This is a genomic window from Shewanella surugensis, from assembly GCF_023284005.1.
Classification (GTDB): Bacteria; Pseudomonadota; Gammaproteobacteria; order Enterobacterales; family Shewanellaceae; genus Shewanella; species Shewanella surugensis.
In genome coordinates this window covers 19,605-38,954 of sequence record NZ_JAKIKS010000047.1, presented here as the reverse complement: position 1 = coordinate 38,954, position 19,350 = coordinate 19,605, and the positions used below count along the sequence as shown (strand labels likewise).

15 protein-coding genes are annotated in these 19,350 nt (G+C 41.8%); 2 read left to right on the top strand and 13 right to left on the bottom strand.

Annotated features, from left to right (window positions below; all coding sequences use genetic code 11):
* Positions 1–798: 798 nt before the first annotated feature.
* The 5 genes from L2764_RS13165 to L2764_RS13145 form a co-directional block, all read right to left on the bottom strand.
* Positions 799–1,212 (bottom strand): hypothetical protein, encoded by a 414-nt coding sequence (locus tag L2764_RS13165; protein ID WP_248940716.1) that lies wholly within the window; start codon positions 1,210–1,212, stop codon positions 799–801.
* 1,149 nt (positions 1,213–2,361) lie between these two features.
* Positions 2,362–2,748, bottom strand: coding sequence for a ribonuclease E inhibitor RraB (locus L2764_RS13160; protein ID WP_248940715.1), 387 nt, complete (start codon positions 2,746–2,748; stop codon positions 2,362–2,364).
* A 94-nt stretch (positions 2,749–2,842) separates the two neighbouring features.
* Positions 2,843–3,076, bottom strand: a complete 234-nt coding sequence (locus L2764_RS13155) for an RNA-binding S4 domain-containing protein (RefSeq protein ID WP_248940714.1) — start codon at positions 3,074–3,076, stop codon at positions 2,843–2,845.
* 398 nt (positions 3,077–3,474) lie between these two features.
* Entirely contained in the window at positions 3,475–3,753 is a 279-nt protein-coding gene (locus L2764_RS13150) for a peptidylprolyl isomerase (protein WP_248940713.1), read from the bottom strand.
* Between the two features lie 182 nt (positions 3,754–3,935).
* Entirely contained in the window at positions 3,936–5,762 is a 1,827-nt protein-coding gene (locus L2764_RS13145) for a DUF885 domain-containing protein (RefSeq protein WP_248940712.1), read from the bottom strand.
* 60 nt (positions 5,763–5,822) lie between these two features.
* On the opposite strand from L2764_RS13145, the gene L2764_RS13140 reads away from it, so the two are divergent.
* Complete coding sequence (locus tag L2764_RS13140) at positions 5,823–6,338, top strand: diguanylate cyclase domain-containing protein (RefSeq protein ID WP_248940711.1); 516 nt, start codon at positions 5,823–5,825, stop codon at positions 6,336–6,338.
* A gap of 71 nt (positions 6,339–6,409) precedes the next feature.
* On the opposite strand, the gene L2764_RS13135 is transcribed toward L2764_RS13140, so the two are convergent.
* The 7 genes from L2764_RS13135 to topA all read right to left on the bottom strand — a co-directional run bounded on the left by L2764_RS13135 (position 6,410) and on the right by topA (position 14,938).
* Positions 6,410–7,657, bottom strand: coding sequence for a tetratricopeptide repeat protein (locus L2764_RS13135; RefSeq protein WP_248940719.1), 1,248 nt, complete (start codon positions 7,655–7,657; stop codon positions 6,410–6,412).
* Between the two features lie 2 nt (positions 7,658–7,659).
* Positions 7,660–8,280, bottom strand: coding sequence for an energy transducer TonB (locus L2764_RS13130; protein ID WP_248940710.1), 621 nt, complete (start codon positions 8,278–8,280; stop codon positions 7,660–7,662).
* A 1-nt stretch (position 8,281) separates the two neighbouring features.
* Entirely contained in the window at positions 8,282–8,686 is a 405-nt protein-coding gene (locus tag L2764_RS13125) for an ExbD/TolR family protein (RefSeq protein ID WP_248940709.1), read from the bottom strand.
* 13 nt (positions 8,687–8,699) lie between these two features.
* Positions 8,700–9,227, bottom strand: a complete 528-nt coding sequence (locus L2764_RS13120) for a MotA/TolQ/ExbB proton channel family protein (protein WP_248940708.1) — start codon at positions 9,225–9,227, stop codon at positions 8,700–8,702.
* A complete protein-coding gene (locus L2764_RS13115; protein ID WP_248940707.1) occupies positions 9,227–10,582 on the bottom strand; it encodes a MotA/TolQ/ExbB proton channel family protein in 1,356 nt (451 codons plus the stop codon). The genes L2764_RS13120 and L2764_RS13115 overlap by 1 nt, the downstream gene beginning before the upstream one ends.
* Complete coding sequence (locus tag L2764_RS13110; protein ID WP_248940706.1) at positions 10,582–11,364, bottom strand: DUF3450 domain-containing protein; 783 nt, start codon at positions 11,362–11,364, stop codon at positions 10,582–10,584. Before L2764_RS13110 ends, L2764_RS13115 begins: the two co-directional genes overlap by 1 nt.
* Before the next feature lie 913 nt (positions 11,365–12,277).
* The gene (gene topA, locus L2764_RS13105) at positions 12,278–14,938 is read right to left on the bottom strand and encodes a type I DNA topoisomerase (RefSeq protein ID WP_248940705.1); all 2,661 of its coding nucleotides are present in this window, start codon (positions 14,936–14,938) and stop codon (positions 12,278–12,280) included.
* Between the two features lie 380 nt (positions 14,939–15,318).
* Between topA and astB the strand changes: the two genes are divergently transcribed.
* Positions 15,319–16,665, top strand: coding sequence for an N-succinylarginine dihydrolase (astB, locus tag L2764_RS13100; protein ID WP_248940704.1), 1,347 nt, complete (start codon positions 15,319–15,321; stop codon positions 16,663–16,665).
* 67 nt (positions 16,666–16,732) lie between these two features.
* Here astB and L2764_RS13095 read toward each other — a convergent pair whose 3' ends face one another.
* Entirely contained in the window at positions 16,733–19,234 is a 2,502-nt protein-coding gene (locus tag L2764_RS13095; RefSeq protein WP_248940703.1) for an Ig-like domain-containing protein, read from the bottom strand.
* Between the last annotated feature and the right edge of the window lie 116 nt (positions 19,235–19,350).

The following is a 19,350-nucleotide window of genomic DNA, read 5'->3' as shown; positions in this document are numbered from 1 at the left end:
CAAGCAATGTTCGATGTAATCGAATGGCTTAATCCCCTTCGATTATATCGCACACTGTTTGGAACAATTATCCTCTCCCAACTGCGACCTCAATAGTCTCTTACCTTGGCATGTTAATCTAAGCAAGGCGTAGTTCGCCGGACGCTCACTTTGCTTTTGAAACCTAGTGTAGATGCAACAGTGAGTTTCGGTTTCAAGGCGAAGGTCATAACAATGACCGCTATGAGCGACAAATAAGGATATTTGGCTGGCATTTAGGCAAGGAAGTTATTTGAAACCGTAAAGCGGCCAAGGATGGCTTCACAGCGTCTCACTGAGGTATCGGCACAAAAAGCTGCTGCAGGAAATGAACACAAATTAGAATGTAGGCAGCTATATAAAAATAACCACAAATCGAAAAAACACCGAGCTATAGTCGTTTCTGGTGTATGAGAAAGAAACGTTGCGATGTAGCCTGTTAATTGATCTTGGCGGATCAACAATTAACAAAAGAGACATCGCAATGATTGAAAATGGTAGTGTTATTTCCATTGATACACCAGTAAGTCCGTTAAGAGAAACGATTAAAAACAGGCGCTCAACCGTTGTTAGCCCAATCAATAGAAGCTGAACTGGCGACCTTGTAACTTAGCCAGATATAAAGACATCTTTTTTCTGAAAACTTCTTTACACCTTGGTCCAAAACCTTCAACTGAGTTTTTATGATGAGAAATGTTCTTACGCTCAAACTGGTTTTTACTTATTTCTACGATTTCATTAATATCAACCGAACACATACTGAATTTTTGACTATAGTTCCTAGATCTCAGCAATAAGCTTCACTTCGTACATCTTGCCTGACTCAAATACAACTTTTATCGGTACTCCACAAGAATGTATCACCGCGTTACTAACAACGATTCCTTTAAACATAAAAACGTGCTCTTCACCGGAAGTAATATAAAATTCTTTAAAAGCATTTTTATGAATTCCATCACTTAATGGAATGTCTAATATTCTTGGATCGCTATTAAACAGAAATCCTTTCCTCAGCCTCATCCATTCCCTTTCATTAGAGCATCCACTATCATCGTAAGCGCGCACAACTACTATTTCTTTTAAGTCAGAGCTAAATCGGACTTTTGCTGTAGGCCCCTCACTTGGCTCTACGTACTTAACGGTACTGCACCCTGAAACTATAAAGCCGAATAAAAGTAAAACCGTTATTTTCATGTTACTACCTAAATGATTTTATGATTTTTTTAGCCTATATTTTAAACTAAAAGATCTAATTCGCTATGCTCCCAATACTAGCCCGCAAAAATACCACCTCACTATTACTTTTGTAAACAAAAGGTTTGAAGCAGAGTGACGGCAAAGTAAAAACAATTGATCCTGCTCACAATTATCAGATCATGACTTAATCCATACTTTAAAACCAACAACCCAAATCAACGCAACACACAGCTTTTGCTGTTCAACTCAGTGTAAACACGGTTGTGACCGTCCGTGACAAGGTGAGGATTTGCATAGCAAAGCGCTTGGAACGATAAATAAGGACATTTATCTGGCTGTTAAACATGGATGTTATTTGTCACGGCCGAAGCTATAGGGATATACTTGCGCTGTGTCACAAGTGAGTTTGCACAGAAGCCTGCTGCAGGCAATAAATATCAATGAAGGTTCGACTAACAATACACTCAACCAATACTAAATTCCCAAAAGCCAACAATAAAAGGCATTTCCTGCTATCCCTGCAGGTCAGATATTCACGGCATGTTATTTGTGTATTTACACAAAACCCCGCTGCAAGCGATAAATACGGCTAACGTATTGCAATCCAAACACATGTTATCAATATCAAATAAACCCACTGCTGGTGCTTTAATATTCCCATCGGAGTAGCTTTAATTATTCGAGAAAAAATATTGTGATTAAGACAGGATGTCGATAATAGCCTTAGTTGAGCCACGGATGGCGAATATGAGGCGGTAGATATTTTTGTATATCGAGAATTAAAGTGAAATGCTCCGTCGGGCGTCATGGAGATTGTAAAGAGGATAAGGACGAGCAGTCCTCTTTACCCCTGTGTGAGTGGGAACTCACGATCTTAGCGCTGCCGTGAGGAAAATGAAAAAACGATAGTCATTAAACGAAGCTTAATTAAAAAAGGGGACACTTTAATTAGAAGGCTAAACTTAAATGCTGAAGCGAATATGAAATGCCGAAGACCTTCAGCACTTAACTTTAATAACGATGAAGTGAATACTTTAACAGCACAAAGCTAACAGTTAAAATATAACAACCGAAAATAACACTGAGTGTCGCATCAAAAGCGACACTCAACTTGATCTTGAACTGTATTGATCTGCTTAAAGCAGATCAATGCTTACAATCTGTCCCATGTTCATGATCATCATCCATAAACTCATCATCACCGTCTTGATGTTGCATCACACCCCAACCATCACTGACGCCACCAAATTCACCCGAAAAATCATTCAAATGAGATTCTTGTGATACCAAGGCATCATACTCAGGTAGCATATTAAGACAAACGATAAGCTCCCATTTTCCCGATTCATCATTCAATAACAGCTCAACTTCACCGTCCAAATCCGTTGTTTGTATGCCTTCTAATGCCGATTCGGCATCTCTTTGATCATCAAAGACTAAAAAGAAATCAATATCAAGCGCCTTTGATAAATCAATGCCCGCATCAGCCATTGCTGTCAACATTTTACCATTATCATCATCAGGGTATTGCATGTCTTACTCCACTAACACTTTAATTGACCGATATACCCAAGCGACTGAAAAATACAGCATTCAGGTGGATTGGGTATCGTTTTAAAAATCTGATTTATTGGGCCGCGAGGATTTTTACCGACTCACCATTAAAAGCAACGACTTCACCCGCCATCACTTTCTTACGTTTACGGGTTTCGACTTCACCATTAACCAATACTAAACCTTCAGAAATAACGTGCTTAGCTTCACCACCACCACTGACCATTCCTTGTACTTTTAATATCTTATATAGCTCAATATATTCATCACTTGCTGATAGGGTTAATTCTGGAATTTCGTTACTCACACTGACTCGCCTTTTATTGACACATTACTCGATATTATATACCTATCCCCCAATAACCAGAAGAAGCACGCTTAAGAAACTCTCAAATGAGGCCGTTTAAAGCCCTTTTTTTAAAGAATGAGGATGACGTTTAAATAGCATAGACCGCTCCCCCAAGTCCATTGACGTGGCGAAAAGAGATGTAATGGTTTCTTTCCCAGCGTATAGAGGAAGAGTAAGATATCAAAAGAATGATAAGCAGGAAAAATGGATCTGGATCAAAAAACAGTAAAAAGAAGTAAAAGAAAGCGAATAAAAATGAGCAAAAGCGAACTCATGCTCATTTTTACCTTATGCCCAAATCACCGGTAAACACACCATAGCAGTATCCGATACCGACAATCGATTTGGGCACCTCATTAACTGCGACTCGTTACTTCAAGCAAGTGATAACCAAACTGAGTCTTAACCGGACCTTGCACTTCATTCAATGGTGCATTGAATACAACCTCATCAAACTCTTTTACCATCATCCCAGGCCCAAATGAACCTAAATCTCCACCTTGTGATGATGATGGGCATGAAGAGTTTGCCTTAGCAACTTCACCAAAATCAGCACCATCCAGAATCTCTTGCTTTAACTCTGCACACTTATCTTCAGTGCTTACTAAAAGGTGTCTTGCTGTGGCTTGTACCATAATGTTACTCCAAAAAATAAATGTAAACCGATGATTTAATCAACACATCGGCATCAACAAACTCTGACAGTATAAAAATAAAAAGCGACTTTAAAAAGCACTATCGCTTTTTTGCTTAAAAATACCCACTAAAATATGTAATAATCCATGTCGCCCCCCCCCTCACAACCCATTAATCGAGCTTATTTCTGCTTTTTTAACTGAGAAGCTGTCCAATTTTGAATTTTCAAGGTTAACACTTCCATCGGTAAAGCACCTGAAGTCAACACTTGATCATGAAACGCTCGAAGGTCAAATTGTTCACCCAATGCCGCCTGCGTTTCTTCTCTTAAGGCTAAAATTTTCAACTGGCCCACTTTATAGGATAAGGCCTGACCCGGAATGGCCATATAACGCTCAACCTCAGCAATAATATCAGACTCAGCCATCGGTGAATTGTCTTTCATATATTGGATCGCTTGCTCACGGCTCCAACCTTTAGCGTGTAATCCCGTATCGACCACTAAACGCATCGCTCTGAGCATTTCATCTGCAAGCTTACCGAAATACTGATAAGGATCGCTAAAGAGTCCCATTTCAACCCCTAGGTACTCAGCATAAAGCGCCCAACCTTCTTCAAAAGCATTATAACTCCCAAAGCGCTGAAATTCAGGCACCCCAGTGAGCTCTTGTTTAATCGCAATTTGGAAATGATGTCCCGGCGCTGCTTCATGAAGCGACAAGGTTGTTGTGCCCCATTTAGGCTGCGCCTTGAGGTTATAAGTATTAATATAAAACACCCCCGGACGTGAACCATCTACCGCAGGGGCTTCATAAGAAGCACCCGCAGCAGATTGCTCTCTAAAACTTTCCACTGGTTTAACAACATAGTCAGCCTTAGGCATCACATCAAAATATTCTGGCAGCTTGGCATTTATTTTATCTTTGAGCTGCATATAAGCATGAATAAGGGCCTCTTTATTTTTAAAGAAATACTGAGGATTAGATGATAATTCACCGAAAAAAGCGGACAAATCGCCTTTAAATCCCACTTGCTCACGCACTTTGTCCATTTCAGAGCGAATACGCGCAACTTCCGTTAAACCCATTTGATGAATGTCATCAACAGGCATCGTCGTTGTGGTGTGTTTATTCGCTAGCTGCTGATACCAGAGTTTACCGTTCGGCAATCCCCACCAACCATCACTGCCGCGCGCTGCAGGCAAATATCGGGTTTCTAAATAGGTTTTAAAGCCGGATAACGCTGGAATGAGCTCATCCAATATTAACGCGCGGTATTGTGTCGTGAGCGCTTGCTGATCCGTTTCTGAAAAATCATTAGGAAACTGAGTAATGGGCTGATAAAACACACTCTTTGTCACATCTTCAACGAGTTGAGCTTGTAATTGTGGGATCATTCGCTCCACTAACACTCTGGGTAACACCACTTGGCTCTCAATACCTTCATTCATACGCGCTTGCGCATCACCCAACCACTGAATAAACTCTTTGACTCTTGCCAGCCAGTTCTCATAATCGCCGACGGTATAAAAAGGCTGCGCACTATCGCCACTGCCCAGTTGCACCATGGTAATGATATCACTTGAAAATTGATCCATAGGCATGAAGTATTGAGGAAAAGCTTCATTTGCCAATGCCATATTACGATCATACATAAAAACATCGTAACTCAGCTGCAGTGCAGGTGATAATGCTTGACGATCAATTTTTTTCAACTTGGCTAAATATTGACTGTTTAACCCATGACGCCGCTCTAAATAGTCTTCGGTTAATTTATTGGTAAACTTATGATTATAATCATTAATGCCAGAAAAAGTCGCTTCTAAAGGATCAAGGCGTAAGAAATCCTTAAAATAATCATCGACTAATGTCAAATAGACTTGCTCTTGAGCATCACTCTTCGTCACTTGTGTATCAACTGTTGACGTTGCTTCTTTGGGTTCATTTTGAGAGCAACCACTGACGCCTAAAGCCAATCCGATCCATATTGCTAATACTGCTTTTTTCATTATTATTCTACCTTATCAATAGACCGCTATTTATTTCCTATACTTAAAGGAAGGCAGTCAATGGAGTTGATTATGATTTATGATTTTCATCAATCCGATGTACGCGATCCTGAAACAGGAATTTATAATCACACCTATTTTATGGAGTCCTTCCATCATGAATGGAAACGCCATATTAAAGAAAACCAAGGACTGATGTTATTGTATCTCTGCCCGAACATTCATGAAACAGTAACACAACCTTATTTGTTGAAATCGTTAATAAGTCATGTTCAATCAACACTCAGAAACAGCGATTTATTCGGACGACTTGATCCTCATCGTTTTGCTATTGCAGTTTTCTCAGTCACACCCGCCGTCACCCAAGTGATCATTAATCGCATTGAAAATACCATCATGGATTTTAATCATGAATTTAGTCAACAGCACTCAACGCATATTGATTTTTCCTTGGCTGCGTGTATCTGTAAGCCAAACAATACCCTTCGCATTGAATCCCTATTTGAAAAAATAGAGCAAGTCAGTAATGAGATTAATTGTTCTACCAATAAGGTAACGGTGATCACCCAGCTATAACAACCTTGCTGTTATTTAGCCAATAAAAAAGCCCCATGATGGGGCTTTTAACAACATATAGAATCAGTCGATTACAGACTCACATTATGTATTCGTGCTTTTTCTTCAATATAAGAAAGATAACTGGTCGCACTGCGTTTCGTTTTCTTATCATTAGCCGCTAACTGAGCACGCTTATAAGCTTGTTTGTAATCCTTCAAGCTCAAATAAGCCAAAGCCAGTTCAAATTGCGCTTTACCCGGATTTTTAATACCAGCAGATATTGCTTTTTTCAAGGCAGAAACTGCAGGTTTATACTTACCATCAAGCGACAAAATTCGACCTTGCTTTAAATAAAGTTCGCCATCATTATCAATCGCGGCTGCTTTGCCGTAATAACTGGCTGCTTCTTTTAGCTCTTTCGCATTATGATAAAAACCGGCAAGTGTCCCTAAGTTTTTCTCATTGGTTTCAATCAAGCCAGATTTAATGCCTTTTTCGAACACGTTAGCGGCGCGGTAAGGCGAGCCTTTTTGCGCCAACAATTGCGTTAAACGGGTCACATTGCCAGCCGTTTCCAAAAAGCCATTCTTATAAGCCAAATCATAAGTCGCCAGTGATTTAGTATAATCTTCAGTCATCAAATAAAACTGGGCGAGTTGTACCCAAAGACGTTTGTCGTCTTGGAACAAAGGCACCATGACTTCAAGTACTTTAACGGAATTTTTATACTGCTTTTTGTTAAAGTAAGCGGTCAATTTCATCTGATAAAGCCCTTTATCAGGCTTCTCACTGAGTGCTATCCCTTTATCAACAACTTCAAGGACTTTATTCCAGTTTTTTTCTTCAGAATAGGCAATACCAATGCGGCGATAAATTTGCGCATCTTGCTTACAAGTAAAAGTCATCCATTCATAATAATAAGGAATAGCTTGTTTAAACTTTTTCTCTTGCAATAACAAATCAGCATATAAGCGTAATGTACCCGCGTGATCAACACCGCCTAATACATTGGCATCAACCGCTTCTTTTAGATACTTAAGCGCCTTACCCATTTGAGATTTTTCAGCATAAAAGTTACCCAGCATCCTTGCAACATACGCTTTATCAAAGGTCTTTTTAGCATTGGCTTCCAACAAAATGTTGATTGCCTCATCTAAATGACCTTCAGTGTATGCCGCAAACGACTTCTGTACTTTTTTAGCGACACTTTGCCCAACGGCTTTAGATTGACGCTTTTCGATAGGACACTTATCGGCAGCATAAGCACTGCCAATAAAAGCACTACCACTGGCGAAAGAAAGAACAAGTGCAGCAGCGATTGAATTCATATTACGCATCATTATTGACCTCCTTTATCCAGTTTAAAGTCAAGTTGTACTGTCAGCCCTGATTGTTTAATGGCTTTACCATCAACAATTTTAGGCTTGTACTTCCATTTACGCAGTGCTTTACGAGCTTCTTTATCAAAGACACGTTTAGGATCAGCTTTAATGACTTTAACATCTTCCACACCACCAATTTCGTTAATGGTAAAGCTCAGCTGTACCCAACCTTCTTTCCCATCACGAGCGGCAGCAATCGGGTATTGAGGTTCAATACGAACAATCGGTGTTGCATCGCCATCCCGAGTCATCATACTGCCCATTTTGAAACCTGAGTCAGTAATATCTGCATTGACACCATTCATATTAAACGAAATATTGGTATCAATATCAGTTGAACTATCAGGTGGTGTCACATCGGGCTTAGGCGGCTGCTCGGGTGGCGTAGGCGGCTTAGGTTTTACCCTAGGCTTCTTCGTCGCTGTGGCATCATCTTTGCTCATGGTGATTTCGATCACTGGCGATTCTGTTGAGGCAGCGTGACGGGTTGGACCGCCACCTACCAAAAAGGCCATAAAAACGAATAGAGCAAAAGTCACAGCACCACCAACTATCAATGATACTATTACTCTTAGCATATTAATCTTTCCCCGCTGAAACCGAGATTTTATCGATACCCGCTTTTTTAACGTTATCCAAGACTTTGATGACTAAGCCATGTTTGGCCTCTTTATCCGCTTGAATAAGCACTGCGGCTTCGGGTGATTCGGCTAACATGCGTTCCACATTTGCCGTTACACGCTCGATATCCACTTGACGGTTTTCCATCATAATGACGCCGGTCTTACTGACGCCAATAAAAATGTTAGCCGAGGGTTTCTTGGTCGCTTGAGACGCTTCAGGCTTGTTATAATCTAGACCTGATGGTTTCACAAACGATGTTGTTACAATAAAGAAGATCAACATGATAAACACGATGTCTAACATCGGTGTCATATCAATTTGCGCTTCCTCTTCCACGCTGGAATGCTTTTTACGTGCCATGTTCAATCTCTCTCTAGTGGTGCGGCATGCTGTCTTTTAGCTTTTCGATACTGATTTTCATTTGCGCATCCAGACGAGTACTGAAAAATACCCCTGATAATGCGGCGACCATACCTGCCATTGTTGGCATGGTTGCCATTGAAATACCAGCTGCCATCATACGAGCATTACTCGTCCCATGAACTGCCATCACCTCGAATACTGAAATCATACCGGTTACGGTCCCAAGTAGCCCTATCATAGGACAGATGGCGACTAAGGTTTTTATGATCAGCATGCGAGCCGTCAAATCTTGCTTCGCTTGGGATATCCAAGCTTCACGGATCCGGTGTGCATACCAAGAGGTAGAATCCTCTCTTTCGTCCCATGTGTGAATGATAGCTTGATGTTGTTTTGGCGATACCCATTTTAGATACCAGTATCGCTCAAGCATTAATACCCACATAGCGAACAGCACAGCCGCTACAAGCCAGAGGACGTCGCCTCCGGAGGCCATGAAGCCCCTGACGGAATCCCATAAGTCCATCAGGTATAACATCATTAGGCGTTCCTCTTCTCAGCGTGCGAAGCAATAATACCTGCACTTTGCTCTTCAAGTACCTGTACGATTGTTTTACTACGTGCAACAACAACCGCATGCATTAACATCAATGGTAACGCCGCGACAAGACCTTGAACCGTTGTCATCAGCGCCATAGAAATACCGCCAGCCATCAGTTTTGGATCACCTGTACCAAATAACTGGATACTTTGGAACGTCGCAATCATACCGGTTACAGTCCCTAATAGACCCATCATCGGAGCAATAGCAGCAAGGACTTTAATGATTGAAATACGCGCTTCAAGTGCCGGTGTTTCTTTTAAGATGGCTTCATCAAGCTTAAGTTCTAATGTTTCAACATCAACATCTTTGTTGTCATCATAAACCTTAAGCACACGACCCAATGCATTGTTACCCGGTTTGTCTAGGTTCTTACGCTGACTCTTCACTTTCGCGCCTACTACGCCTAAAGTGACTAAACGCTCAATTGAAATTAAGGCACCTAAGATAAGCAGTGCAATAATGATGTAACCAATGGTTCCACCGGCTTCAATACGCTCTTCGATGGTCGCTTTTTGAGTGAAAATATTCAACAGTACACCACGAACTGGATCAATATACAGCTTGGCGTAACCCGAGGTTGTCGCTTCAAACTTCTTGATAGGGCTAACTTGATAACCGTCAGGTTGCTGAGATAACTCCTGAATCAGGTTTAAGTCTGAGTTGTAAACAACATATTCATTGTTCGCTAACAGGTTAAACGTCCCTACACGGGTAATTTTCGTGTTTTGAACACTGCCATCGATGTCGGTAACAGAACCATCAAAGGTCACGACTTTACCCGACTCAGCCATTTCAAATAACTGCGCTTCCCAGAACTTGTGTAACTCTTCAATTTTAGGCAGCTGCTTACGTGCGGCTAACTCTTCAATAAAAGTATTACGACCAGGGTACTGCGCGCTGATATTAGAAGCTGCAAGTTTTCCAGCAAAATCGCCTGCATCGCCTTTAACGACACCAAACATTTCACCTAAATCACCTTGAGCCGTTTTTAAGTCTTCTTCTAACTGGGCAATTTTACGCTCGTTATCTAAAAACGCTTGATTGAGATCTTTACCACGTTGCTTTTCAGCTGCTAACGCTTGTTTCTCACGCTTTAATAACGCCGCTTTATCACCACGCTCATTTCTAAACTCTTGCTCACGCTTCTTATTCACTCTCGCATCGGTGGCGCGTTCTGACTGTACTTGCTTTAAAAGTTGGTCAATGGACTTAGGTGCATCAGCTGCACTGGCCATGCCTGACATTAGCGACAGAGTAGAAGCAAGGATTGCTGTTTTGATTAACTTCTTCATTATTGTGCAGCCTCCGCAGCTGGAATGGGTAACGCAAAGAGATCGGGTGCACCTTGTTTACGTGCAATACGGATACCCTTGGTGATATCGCGTAAGTAGCTGTCATCCAGCGTTTCCCAACCCTTCGTTTCAGCGTTATACATCCATGCCGATTTTTGATCTAAACTTTGCGCATATAAGGCAACACGGCCTAAACGGAAGAAATCAACCAGCATGTCTTTCCCATCAAGGTTTAATTTACCGGTATCCACTGCCACAAAGTTACCGTATTCACGCTCAATGCTATAAGCATCAAGAATGAGGCGATATTTTTCAGCCAACGTCACTTCGGCGCTATTTAATAAGCTTTTTAAGTTAGCAACACGCTCGGTACGTGTCTCTGTGTTGAATGGCAGATCAAGTTGAACGAACTGATCCAGTGTATCCACCATTTTAAACATGAGTGGTACAACACCTTGACGTAAAGTATCAATCCCATTGATATCATCTTGAATGGATTTCATGGTCGCTTCTTGATCCGCGACCAAACCCGCTAAATAATCATTATAGGCTTTAGTAGACTCGCGCTCATCGGCGACTGAACCATACTCAAAGACCATATCTTGAGCTTGATCAAAATACTTATCAACTTTCTTTTGAGACGTCGCTGAAGCAGCATGAATTTTGCTGTCAGCATTTTGGACATTTGAAAGAGGGTCGGCCATCACGAGTGGGCTACCGGCTAAGGCTAATGCGCCTATAAGCGCCTTAGCGATTGTTGTTTTATTGCTTACCTTGGACATAGTTCCCAACCAATTTAAAGTGATGAAAAATTTGTTAACTTAACGATAACAGGCATTTTTATTGTATTTGACTCCTGTATCTAAGCCTGTATTTCTATTATGATTGTTAATTATTATTTTCTCAATTCCTATATAAGATAGGATGTAGACTGTCACGCATCATTCCACAAACTGTTAACCTGTGTCAACATTTGAGCGGGGAGAAAACTAGTAAAAAGCCAAGTTAGAGCATAGAAATCGTGCGCAAGGGGGTAATTTGAACAAATATGAAATGAAAAGTAATTTATTTGGCAGTTCCTTCTTCGACATACCAATTTCTTGTTAACATAAAAAACACAATAAGCGGGTTTCACACCACAACCTATAAAGGACACAAACTCAACGATTGCCCGTCATTCAGGATAAAAAACAAACCCTAATAAATAGGAAAAACAGCGGGTGTTCATACACTAATATAAATTTTCCTCCTTTGTTACAAAACAAAAAGTTAACAGTTTGAAGTTAAAAAGTAACAAGACTCTCAGTGAAAAAATAACCCGCATAAAATAAGATGAAATGGCTAAAACCAACAAACTCACTGCGTAATTAATCATCTACCTTTTACGATAAAGAACACTAATCGAGCGATGGAGTACGGTTAACCCCACTGTCTTTTCAGTTTTTAAGAACCGTTTATTTATGACAAAATGATATATGAAAGTTGAATAAAAAATGAATAAACGAAAATTGATTGGCATTAATTATCGACAATGAAGATAAAAACCACCTCTATCCGAGCTCAGAGTCATTCCCACTAATCACTAAAATTGACATTAAAAAATGTGTTCAAAGCGTGATCTTATGACTTCCAATAAAAAACCCTCAACGCATAAAAGCGATGAGGGCTTCATAACAGGTAGACACTCAGCAAAAACTATTCTTTGGTTTTCGCCTTCGCTTTAGGTTTGGCTTTTTTCTTCGCTTCTGCAACCCATTTACCTTCAATATACTTTGCCATCCAACCAGTGGCCTTTCCCTCCACATCAGTTGCCACGTATTGCTCTTTTGTCTTACGGCTAAAACGTACTGTCGCTAAATTACCGTCATCATCCTGTGTTGGCGCATCGGCTAAGTATTGATACTTAGGCCAAAGCAGATCACGGTATTGAATGAGCTCTTCAACCGAGGGACCGCGAGTTTCCCGTGATTTGGGAAAAGTACTGGCCGCTAAAAATATACCCGCCGCACCATCTCTCAACACGAAATACGCATCAGATTTAGTGCATTTGAGATCAGGTAAGTGAATAGGATCTTCTTTTGGCGGCGCCGCTTCTCCGCTCTTAAGTAACTTACGTGTATTCTTACAGTCGCTGTTGGTACAGCCAAAGTATTTACCAAAACGCCCGTTTTTAAGCTCCATATCATGTCCACAGCGATCACATTCTAAAATAGGGCCTTCATAGCCTTTAATTTTAAATTGTCCCTGCTCGGCTTCATAACCCGAACAGGTGGGGTTGTTACCACAGATATGCAATTTGCGCTTTTCATCGATAAGGTAACTGTCCATCGCCGTGCCACAAATACCGCATCGATGCTTAGCCCTTAATGCATCGGTTTCAGCATCTTCACTGTTTTCACTAATAGCTTCTTCACCGGGTGTTAAATTTAGCGTGGTCTTGCAGCGCTCTTTTGGCGGTAAGGCATAGCCCGAACAGCCTAAAAATACGCCTGTGGTACCCGTGCGGATCCCCATTTGACGTGAACATGTCGGACACTCAATATCTGTCAAGACCATCTCATTGGGACGCATGCCGCCTTCTTCTGGTGGCAGTTCCGCTTTTTCTACTTGTTGGGTAAAATCTTCATAGAAGCCATCCAGTACATGTTTCCATTCCCGCTTACCTTGAGCCACATCATCCAATGTTTGCTCCATACTGGCGGTAAAATCATAACTCATCAACTCTTGGAAACTACCCACTAAACTGTCACTGACAATTTCCCCCATCTTCTCAGCATAAAAGCGACGGTTTTCAACTTTGACATAACCTCTATCTTGAATAGTCGAAATAATAGTCGCATAAGTGGAAGGACGACCAATGCCTCTTTTTTCAAGTTCCTTCACTAAAGATGCTTCACTAAAACGCGCAGACGGTTTAGTAAAATGTTGTTTCGGTAGTAACTCTTGTAGGTTCAACACATCACCTTTATTCACCGCAGGCAAGGTGTTATCTTCTTCATTTTTCTTCTTTATTGCCGTTTGTACGCGAGTCCAACCATCGAACTTCAATATGCGCCCCGTCGCTTTAAGCTCATAATCGCCTGCCATTGCTGTTAAACGCGTCGCATCGTACTGAGCAGGTGTCATTTGACAAGCAACAAATTGACGCCAGATCAATTCATATAATCGCTGCGCATCTCTTTCCATATCCGACAACAAAGCAGATTCCACTTTCACGTTAGACGGACGGATCGCTTCATGAGCCTCTTGTGCCCCTTCTTTACTGCCGTAGCGCAAAGGTGCATCGGGTAGATATTTATCGCCGAATTCTTTAGCTATCATTTCACGCACATTATCGAGTGCTTCTTGGCTAAGATTGGTCGAATCGGTTCTCATATAAGTGATATGACCCGCTTCATATAAACGCTGCGCCATCATCATGGTTTTCTTCACCCCAAAACCTAAGCGCGTACTCGCGGCTTGTTGCAAGGTGGACGTTATAAAGGGGGCTGAAGGCTTACTTTGCGTTGCTCGATCTTCTTTTGCAGTAATGATAAATGACGATTGAGACAACGCTGATACTGCCGCTTGTGCTTCTGCTTCATTGACGGGTCTAAAGGCCTTATCTTGGCACTTCATGACCTGCATTGTTAACATTTTTTGCTTAGGTGTTTGGACATCAGCGTGGACATCCCAAAACTCTTCCGGCACAAAAGCTTTAATTTCACTTTCTCGCTCAACGACTAAGCGTACTGCAACCGATTGAACTCGACCCGCAGAAAGCCCTCTGGCGACTTTCTTCCAAAGCAAAGGTGAGGCCATAAAACCGACCACACGATCAAGAAATCGACGCGCTTGCTGCGCATTAACCATATTAGTATTAAGTGTCGATGGTTGACTAAACGCATCTTGAATAGCCGATTTTGTGATTTCGTTAAATACAACACGTTGATAACGTGATTCATCACCGCCTATCACTTCTTTCAAGTGCCAAGCAATCGCCTCTCCCTCTCTATCCAAATCGGTCGCGAGATAGATGTGATCGGCAGATTCGGCTAATGTTTGTAACTCTTTAACCACCTTTTCTTTACCCGGTAGCGTCTGATAATTTGCTTTCCAGCTATTATTAGGATCCACACCCATGCGTGCAATCAAAGCTTGCTGTGCCTTGATTTTCTTATATTCTGCCTTATCTTCCGCTGACATTTTTTTCACTTCAGCAGGTGATTTACTGGCTACTTTTGTATCAGTATTAGCAGAAGTCGGTAAGTCCCGAATATGTCCAACACTCGACTTAACGATGAATTCTTTGCCTAGATATTTGTTAATAGTCTTGGCTTTTGCCGGTGATTCGACAATAACTAGCGATTTACCCATAGATTAATTTGCGCCAACCAGTTTCAATAACATGAAAATTGGCTCCATATATAGAGTGTTGTGCAGACACTTTCAAGTGGAACCCTGTTTTATTTGCATCAGTGAAACATTTTTTAACCGTTTCACAAAAAATAATGAAAAATAATACTGCGTATTTAAAAACTAATATTCCATGATTAGTCATTAAGCGAGGCTTCTTAGTGCATTTCAATTCAGATTGCCCTTTTCTGTAACATTTATCAAACTTGTAACCTAAGCGCCTTGTGTATATTGTGCGCTATTAAGCGTGTTTTCTGCCTATACTGCCATGATCTGATCATGCTCATTGCAAGATCACTTAGGTAAATATAAAGCCGCCTCTGCAGAATAAAGGATATACAATGGATCATTTTGAAGCGAACTTTGATGGACTTGTTGGTCCAACTCACAACTATGCTGGTTTGTCATTTGGCAATGTGGCCTCATTAAACAATGCCGATGCCAGCTCTAATCCTAAAGCTGCCGCTAAGCAAGGGTTAGAAAAAGCCAAGGCTATCGGTCAACTGGGTTTAGTTCAAGGTATGCTTGCCCCTCAAGAACGACCCGATCTCTATACACTCCGCAGAATGGGTTTTAGTGGCTCAGATGCCGATGTCCTTGCCAAAGCCGCCAAACAAGCGCCTTTATTACTCAATGCTTGCTGTAGCGCTTCTAGCATGTGGACGGCCAATGCCGCCACCGTATCACCTAGTAGCGACACATTCGACAATAAACTGCATTTTACCCCAGCAAATTTAGTCGATAAATTACATCGTAGTATTGAGCCTATCACCACCAGCCATATCCTTACTGCTACCTTTAACGATAGCCGCTATTTCAGCCATCATCAACATCTGCCCGAACATGCCAGTTTTGGTGATGAGGGCGCGGCTAACCATACCCGCCTTTGTGGCGACTATGGTCATAAAGGATTAGAGCTGTTTGTTTATGGCCGTGAAGCCACCAACCCAAACAGTATACAACCTAAAAAGTACCCCGCACGGCAGACCTTAGAAGCGTCTCAAGCCATTGCTCGCTCTCACGGCCTTAACGACGCACAAACCATATTCATCCAACAAAATCCCGCTGTAATCGATCAAGGGGTATTCCACAATGATGTGATTGCCGTCGGCAACCAAAATGTACTTTTCTATCATGAGCAAGCCTTTTTAAACACCCAAGAAAAGCTAGCTGAAATTCAACAAAAGTTTACTCAAACATGTAATAGACCACTGCACTTTATTGAAGTTCCCACCGATAAAGTCAGTATTCAAGACGCAGTGAGTACTTACCTTTTTAACACGCAAATTATCACCTTACCCTCTGGTGAAATGGCCATTATTGCCCCCACAAATTGTGCAGAAAACCCCGCAGTCAAAGCCTATTTAGATGAAGTCGTGACATTAGGTACACCGATTAAACAGGTGCATTATTTTGATGTAAAGCAAAGCATGCAAAATGGCGGTGGGCCGGCATGTTTGCGTTTACGCGTGGCGATGAATGCGGTGGAAGTGGCGGCGGTCAATCCTAATACACTCATGAATGACAGCTTATTTACCACACTTAATATCTGGGTCGACAAGCATTATCGTGACCGACTCAGCATTAACGATTTAGCCGATCCGCAGCTGATTATTGAATCGCGTACCGCACTGGATGAACTCACACAAATTATGAATTTGGGCAGTGTTTATCAATTCCAGCGTTAAATATTTATAGTCAGCATTAAGCAAAACAGGCTATTTACCTTAACGCTGAAGCCTTTCATTAACCCATTTAGGGCGCTGGTATTTGGGTAATATTGACCGTGATACTCGCCACTTGAGTGACCACTTTTTCTGGTGTGGTCACTTTTATCTCTAGCTTACCTGATTCATCATAAATGCTTCCTGTAACAGAAGCATTAATCACAGTGCCATTCTGCCCTCTATCCTGCACGATAATGGAACTATCTGTTGCTAATGTACCGACAGAGCTACTCACGCTAATTACAGATCCTGATGGCAGAGTTTGATTATGTAAATCGGACACTATCATCTGTAAACTGGCAATCTCCTCAGCATAAATATCCATAATTTGCGATCCAGTATCAAGTACACTGTTACTATCCGTGATCACGGGCTCTGACGCATAAGCGGTACTGCCTGACATCACCAGAACGATATTTTTTCTCACATGAATAGATGCCGTGCCCTCTGCAATCGAGCCACAATAAGAATTACCTTCTAAAGCACAGAGCACACCATTATACAAACCATCAGCTAAAGTAAATGAACCATCACTATTAAAATCAATCAATTCTTCTAACTCCCCACCATCTTCACCACCAGATTGTTCCGGATTAAAAACATCATCTTCATTGAAATCCTCAAAAGCCTCAGCCATATCAAAAGGGTCACCTTGAATATTGGGCCCATCAATGAACAAATCATATTCATCTTCATCGAAGCGGCCATTACCATTGGTATCAGCAAAAGACTCTTCACCTATGGTAAAAGCGGTAATAGTGACTCTCCCCCCCATAGGTTGACCAAAATCAGTATCAGCATAATATTCTTGAACATCATAATAGCCATTACTGTCTGCTGGGTGAACCGGATCTCCCCAATATGCACCATCAGGCCGCACATCTTGACTTCGCCATGTCACAAAAAAACACATGCCATTTGTGGTAAAACAAGCATCATCAATGGAGCCACCCTCAGAGCGAAAGGTTACTGCTGTACCATCTGGTACCGGATTATTAAAAGCATCAGCCAATCGAGCGGTGACTTTCACTTCAATGCCGTCGATGCTCCAGCCCTCAGGAGAGTAATTAGACGCACTCAATGAAAAACTGTCTTGATCGGCAATTCCTGTGGTGATCACTAACTCGCTGGATTGAGCCGAAATATCATAATCTTCAAAATAAGCGGTCACCCTAATCGACGTCGCAACGGTACCAGAGGTGAGCGTCGTTTGGACTATCCCTTCCCCATTTGTCATCGCTGTAACTGGATACAAGGAAATCCCCCCCACAGCCGTATTTAATAAAAAGCTGATCTCTTGATTACTCATGGGCAAACCAGTGACATCAAATACCTGAAACGCCACCGCGAGAGATTCCGCTCCTCCAGTATTTTTTATCGCAAGATATTTTGGTTCTTCATCTTCATCTTCATCTCCATCTCCATCTCCATCTCCATCTCCATTATCTCCAAATCCCACAAATACAATACTGCCTTTAGCCGCTGCTAGCACTGAAATACTTGCATTAGCAGCAAGATTGAGTCCGCCCGCATTCGCGGTGACATTAATCGGATCTTCCCCGACACAGCCTTGAGCTAAATAAGTACTGGATGCTTTACCACTAACGGCAATCACAGGGCTACTGAGCTCAGCCTTAGGTGATGAGAAACTGCTGCACACTGATGAAAAGGACACTTCTACTGGCTCGGTAAAAGCGTTACCTTCATCATCAATAATATCAACACTGACTGTCGCCGTACCACCCGCCGCAAGCGTATCAAGGCTCACAAATGCCTCACCTTCAGTAAAAGAATCTCCAGAACCCATGAATACATTGGTTGCGCCAACCACCACAATAACCTCATCATATACATTTTCATTAATGCTAGCCCTAGCATAGCCTGCGCCCAAATCAGCGCCTGCATAAATATCAACCATGGCGACGCCATCGACAGTCACTGCAGTACCAATGGGAATCTCGCCTTTTCCAGTGGTGAAATACACGATCACCGGCTCTGTGCTGCCTGTCACCACCGCTGTTAATTTTCCTGCTTGCTTGGTTGAAATACTCTCAAGGAGATTGCCAGCAGCATCCACCAAACTGGCAACAATTTGAGTTTCTCCTACCACTCCCCCGTCTCCGAGCATAGTAAAGCTTTGAGTCGCATTAACACCAAGTTGACTGTAGATACTGGCAGAGACCAAACCTGATCCTTGTATATTAGAAGTCAACAACTGGACCTGTGCTTGACCATTGGCATCGGTAATCGCCGTGCCGGTTACCGGTTCAAACGAGCCTAATGTCAGCTCATTTAAACTAAATGTGACTAGTTCATTTTCAAGCAAGCCTCTTTTTGAACTACTCACCGTTGCAGTGACGGTCGCAGGGATTGCCGCTGAAATGTCTTGCTGGGAAATAGACACAGAGATACTATAAATTTCTTCAGCGGTAGGATCATCTGACTCTTCTTCATAGCTGCCTCCCCCGCCACAACCCAGTATAAAAAAGCAATAAAATACGGCAATAAACAAGTGTATAACTGACTTCATTGTCAGCTCCTTTGTTAGTTTGATCACAATACAAACAACTTAAGAACAACTTTGGAACAACCGTCGAACAACCGTCGAACAACCGTCGAACAACCAATTCAACTACAAAATCTAAC

Bases quoted from the DNA above. Each gene is read 5' to 3' on its own strand.
- astB (WP_248940704.1), top strand. From the start codon at position 15,319: ATGGATCATTTTGAAGCGAACTTTGATGGACTTGTTGGTCCAACTCAC.
- topA (WP_248940705.1), bottom strand. From the start codon at position 14,938: ATGGGTAAATCGCTAGTTATTGTCGAATCACCGGCAAAAGCCAAGACT.
- L2764_RS13120 (WP_248940708.1), bottom strand. From the start codon at position 9,227: ATGATGTTATACCTGATGGACTTATGGGATTCCGTCAGGGGCTTCATG.
- L2764_RS13160 (WP_248940715.1), bottom strand. From the start codon at position 2,748: ATGCAATACCCTGATGATGATAATGGTAAAATGTTGACAGCAATGGCT.
- L2764_RS13115 (WP_248940707.1), bottom strand. From the start codon at position 10,582: ATGAAGAAGTTAATCAAAACAGCAATCCTTGCTTCTACTCTGTCGCTA.
- L2764_RS13150 (WP_248940713.1), bottom strand. From the start codon at position 3,753: ATGGTACAAGCCACAGCAAGACACCTTTTAGTAAGCACTGAAGATAAG.
- L2764_RS13130 (WP_248940710.1), bottom strand. From the start codon at position 8,280: ATGCTAAGAGTAATAGTATCATTGATAGTTGGTGGTGCTGTGACTTTT.
- L2764_RS13110 (WP_248940706.1), bottom strand. From the start codon at position 11,364: ATGTCCAAGGTAAGCAATAAAACAACAATCGCTAAGGCGCTTATAGGC.
- L2764_RS13095 (WP_248940703.1), bottom strand. From the start codon at position 19,234: ATGAAGTCAGTTATACACTTGTTTATTGCCGTATTTTATTGCTTTTTT.
- L2764_RS13125 (WP_248940709.1), bottom strand. From the start codon at position 8,686: ATGGCACGTAAAAAGCATTCCAGCGTGGAAGAGGAAGCGCAAATTGAT.
- L2764_RS13145 (WP_248940712.1), bottom strand. From the start codon at position 5,762: ATGAAAAAAGCAGTATTAGCAATATGGATCGGATTGGCTTTAGGCGTC.
- L2764_RS13140 (WP_248940711.1), top strand. From the start codon at position 5,823: ATGGAGTTGATTATGATTTATGATTTTCATCAATCCGATGTACGCGAT.
- L2764_RS13165 (WP_248940716.1), bottom strand. From the start codon at position 1,212: ATGAAAATAACGGTTTTACTTTTATTCGGCTTTATAGTTTCAGGGTGC.
- L2764_RS13135 (WP_248940719.1), bottom strand. From the start codon at position 7,657: ATGCGTAATATGAATTCAATCGCTGCTGCACTTGTTCTTTCTTTCGCC.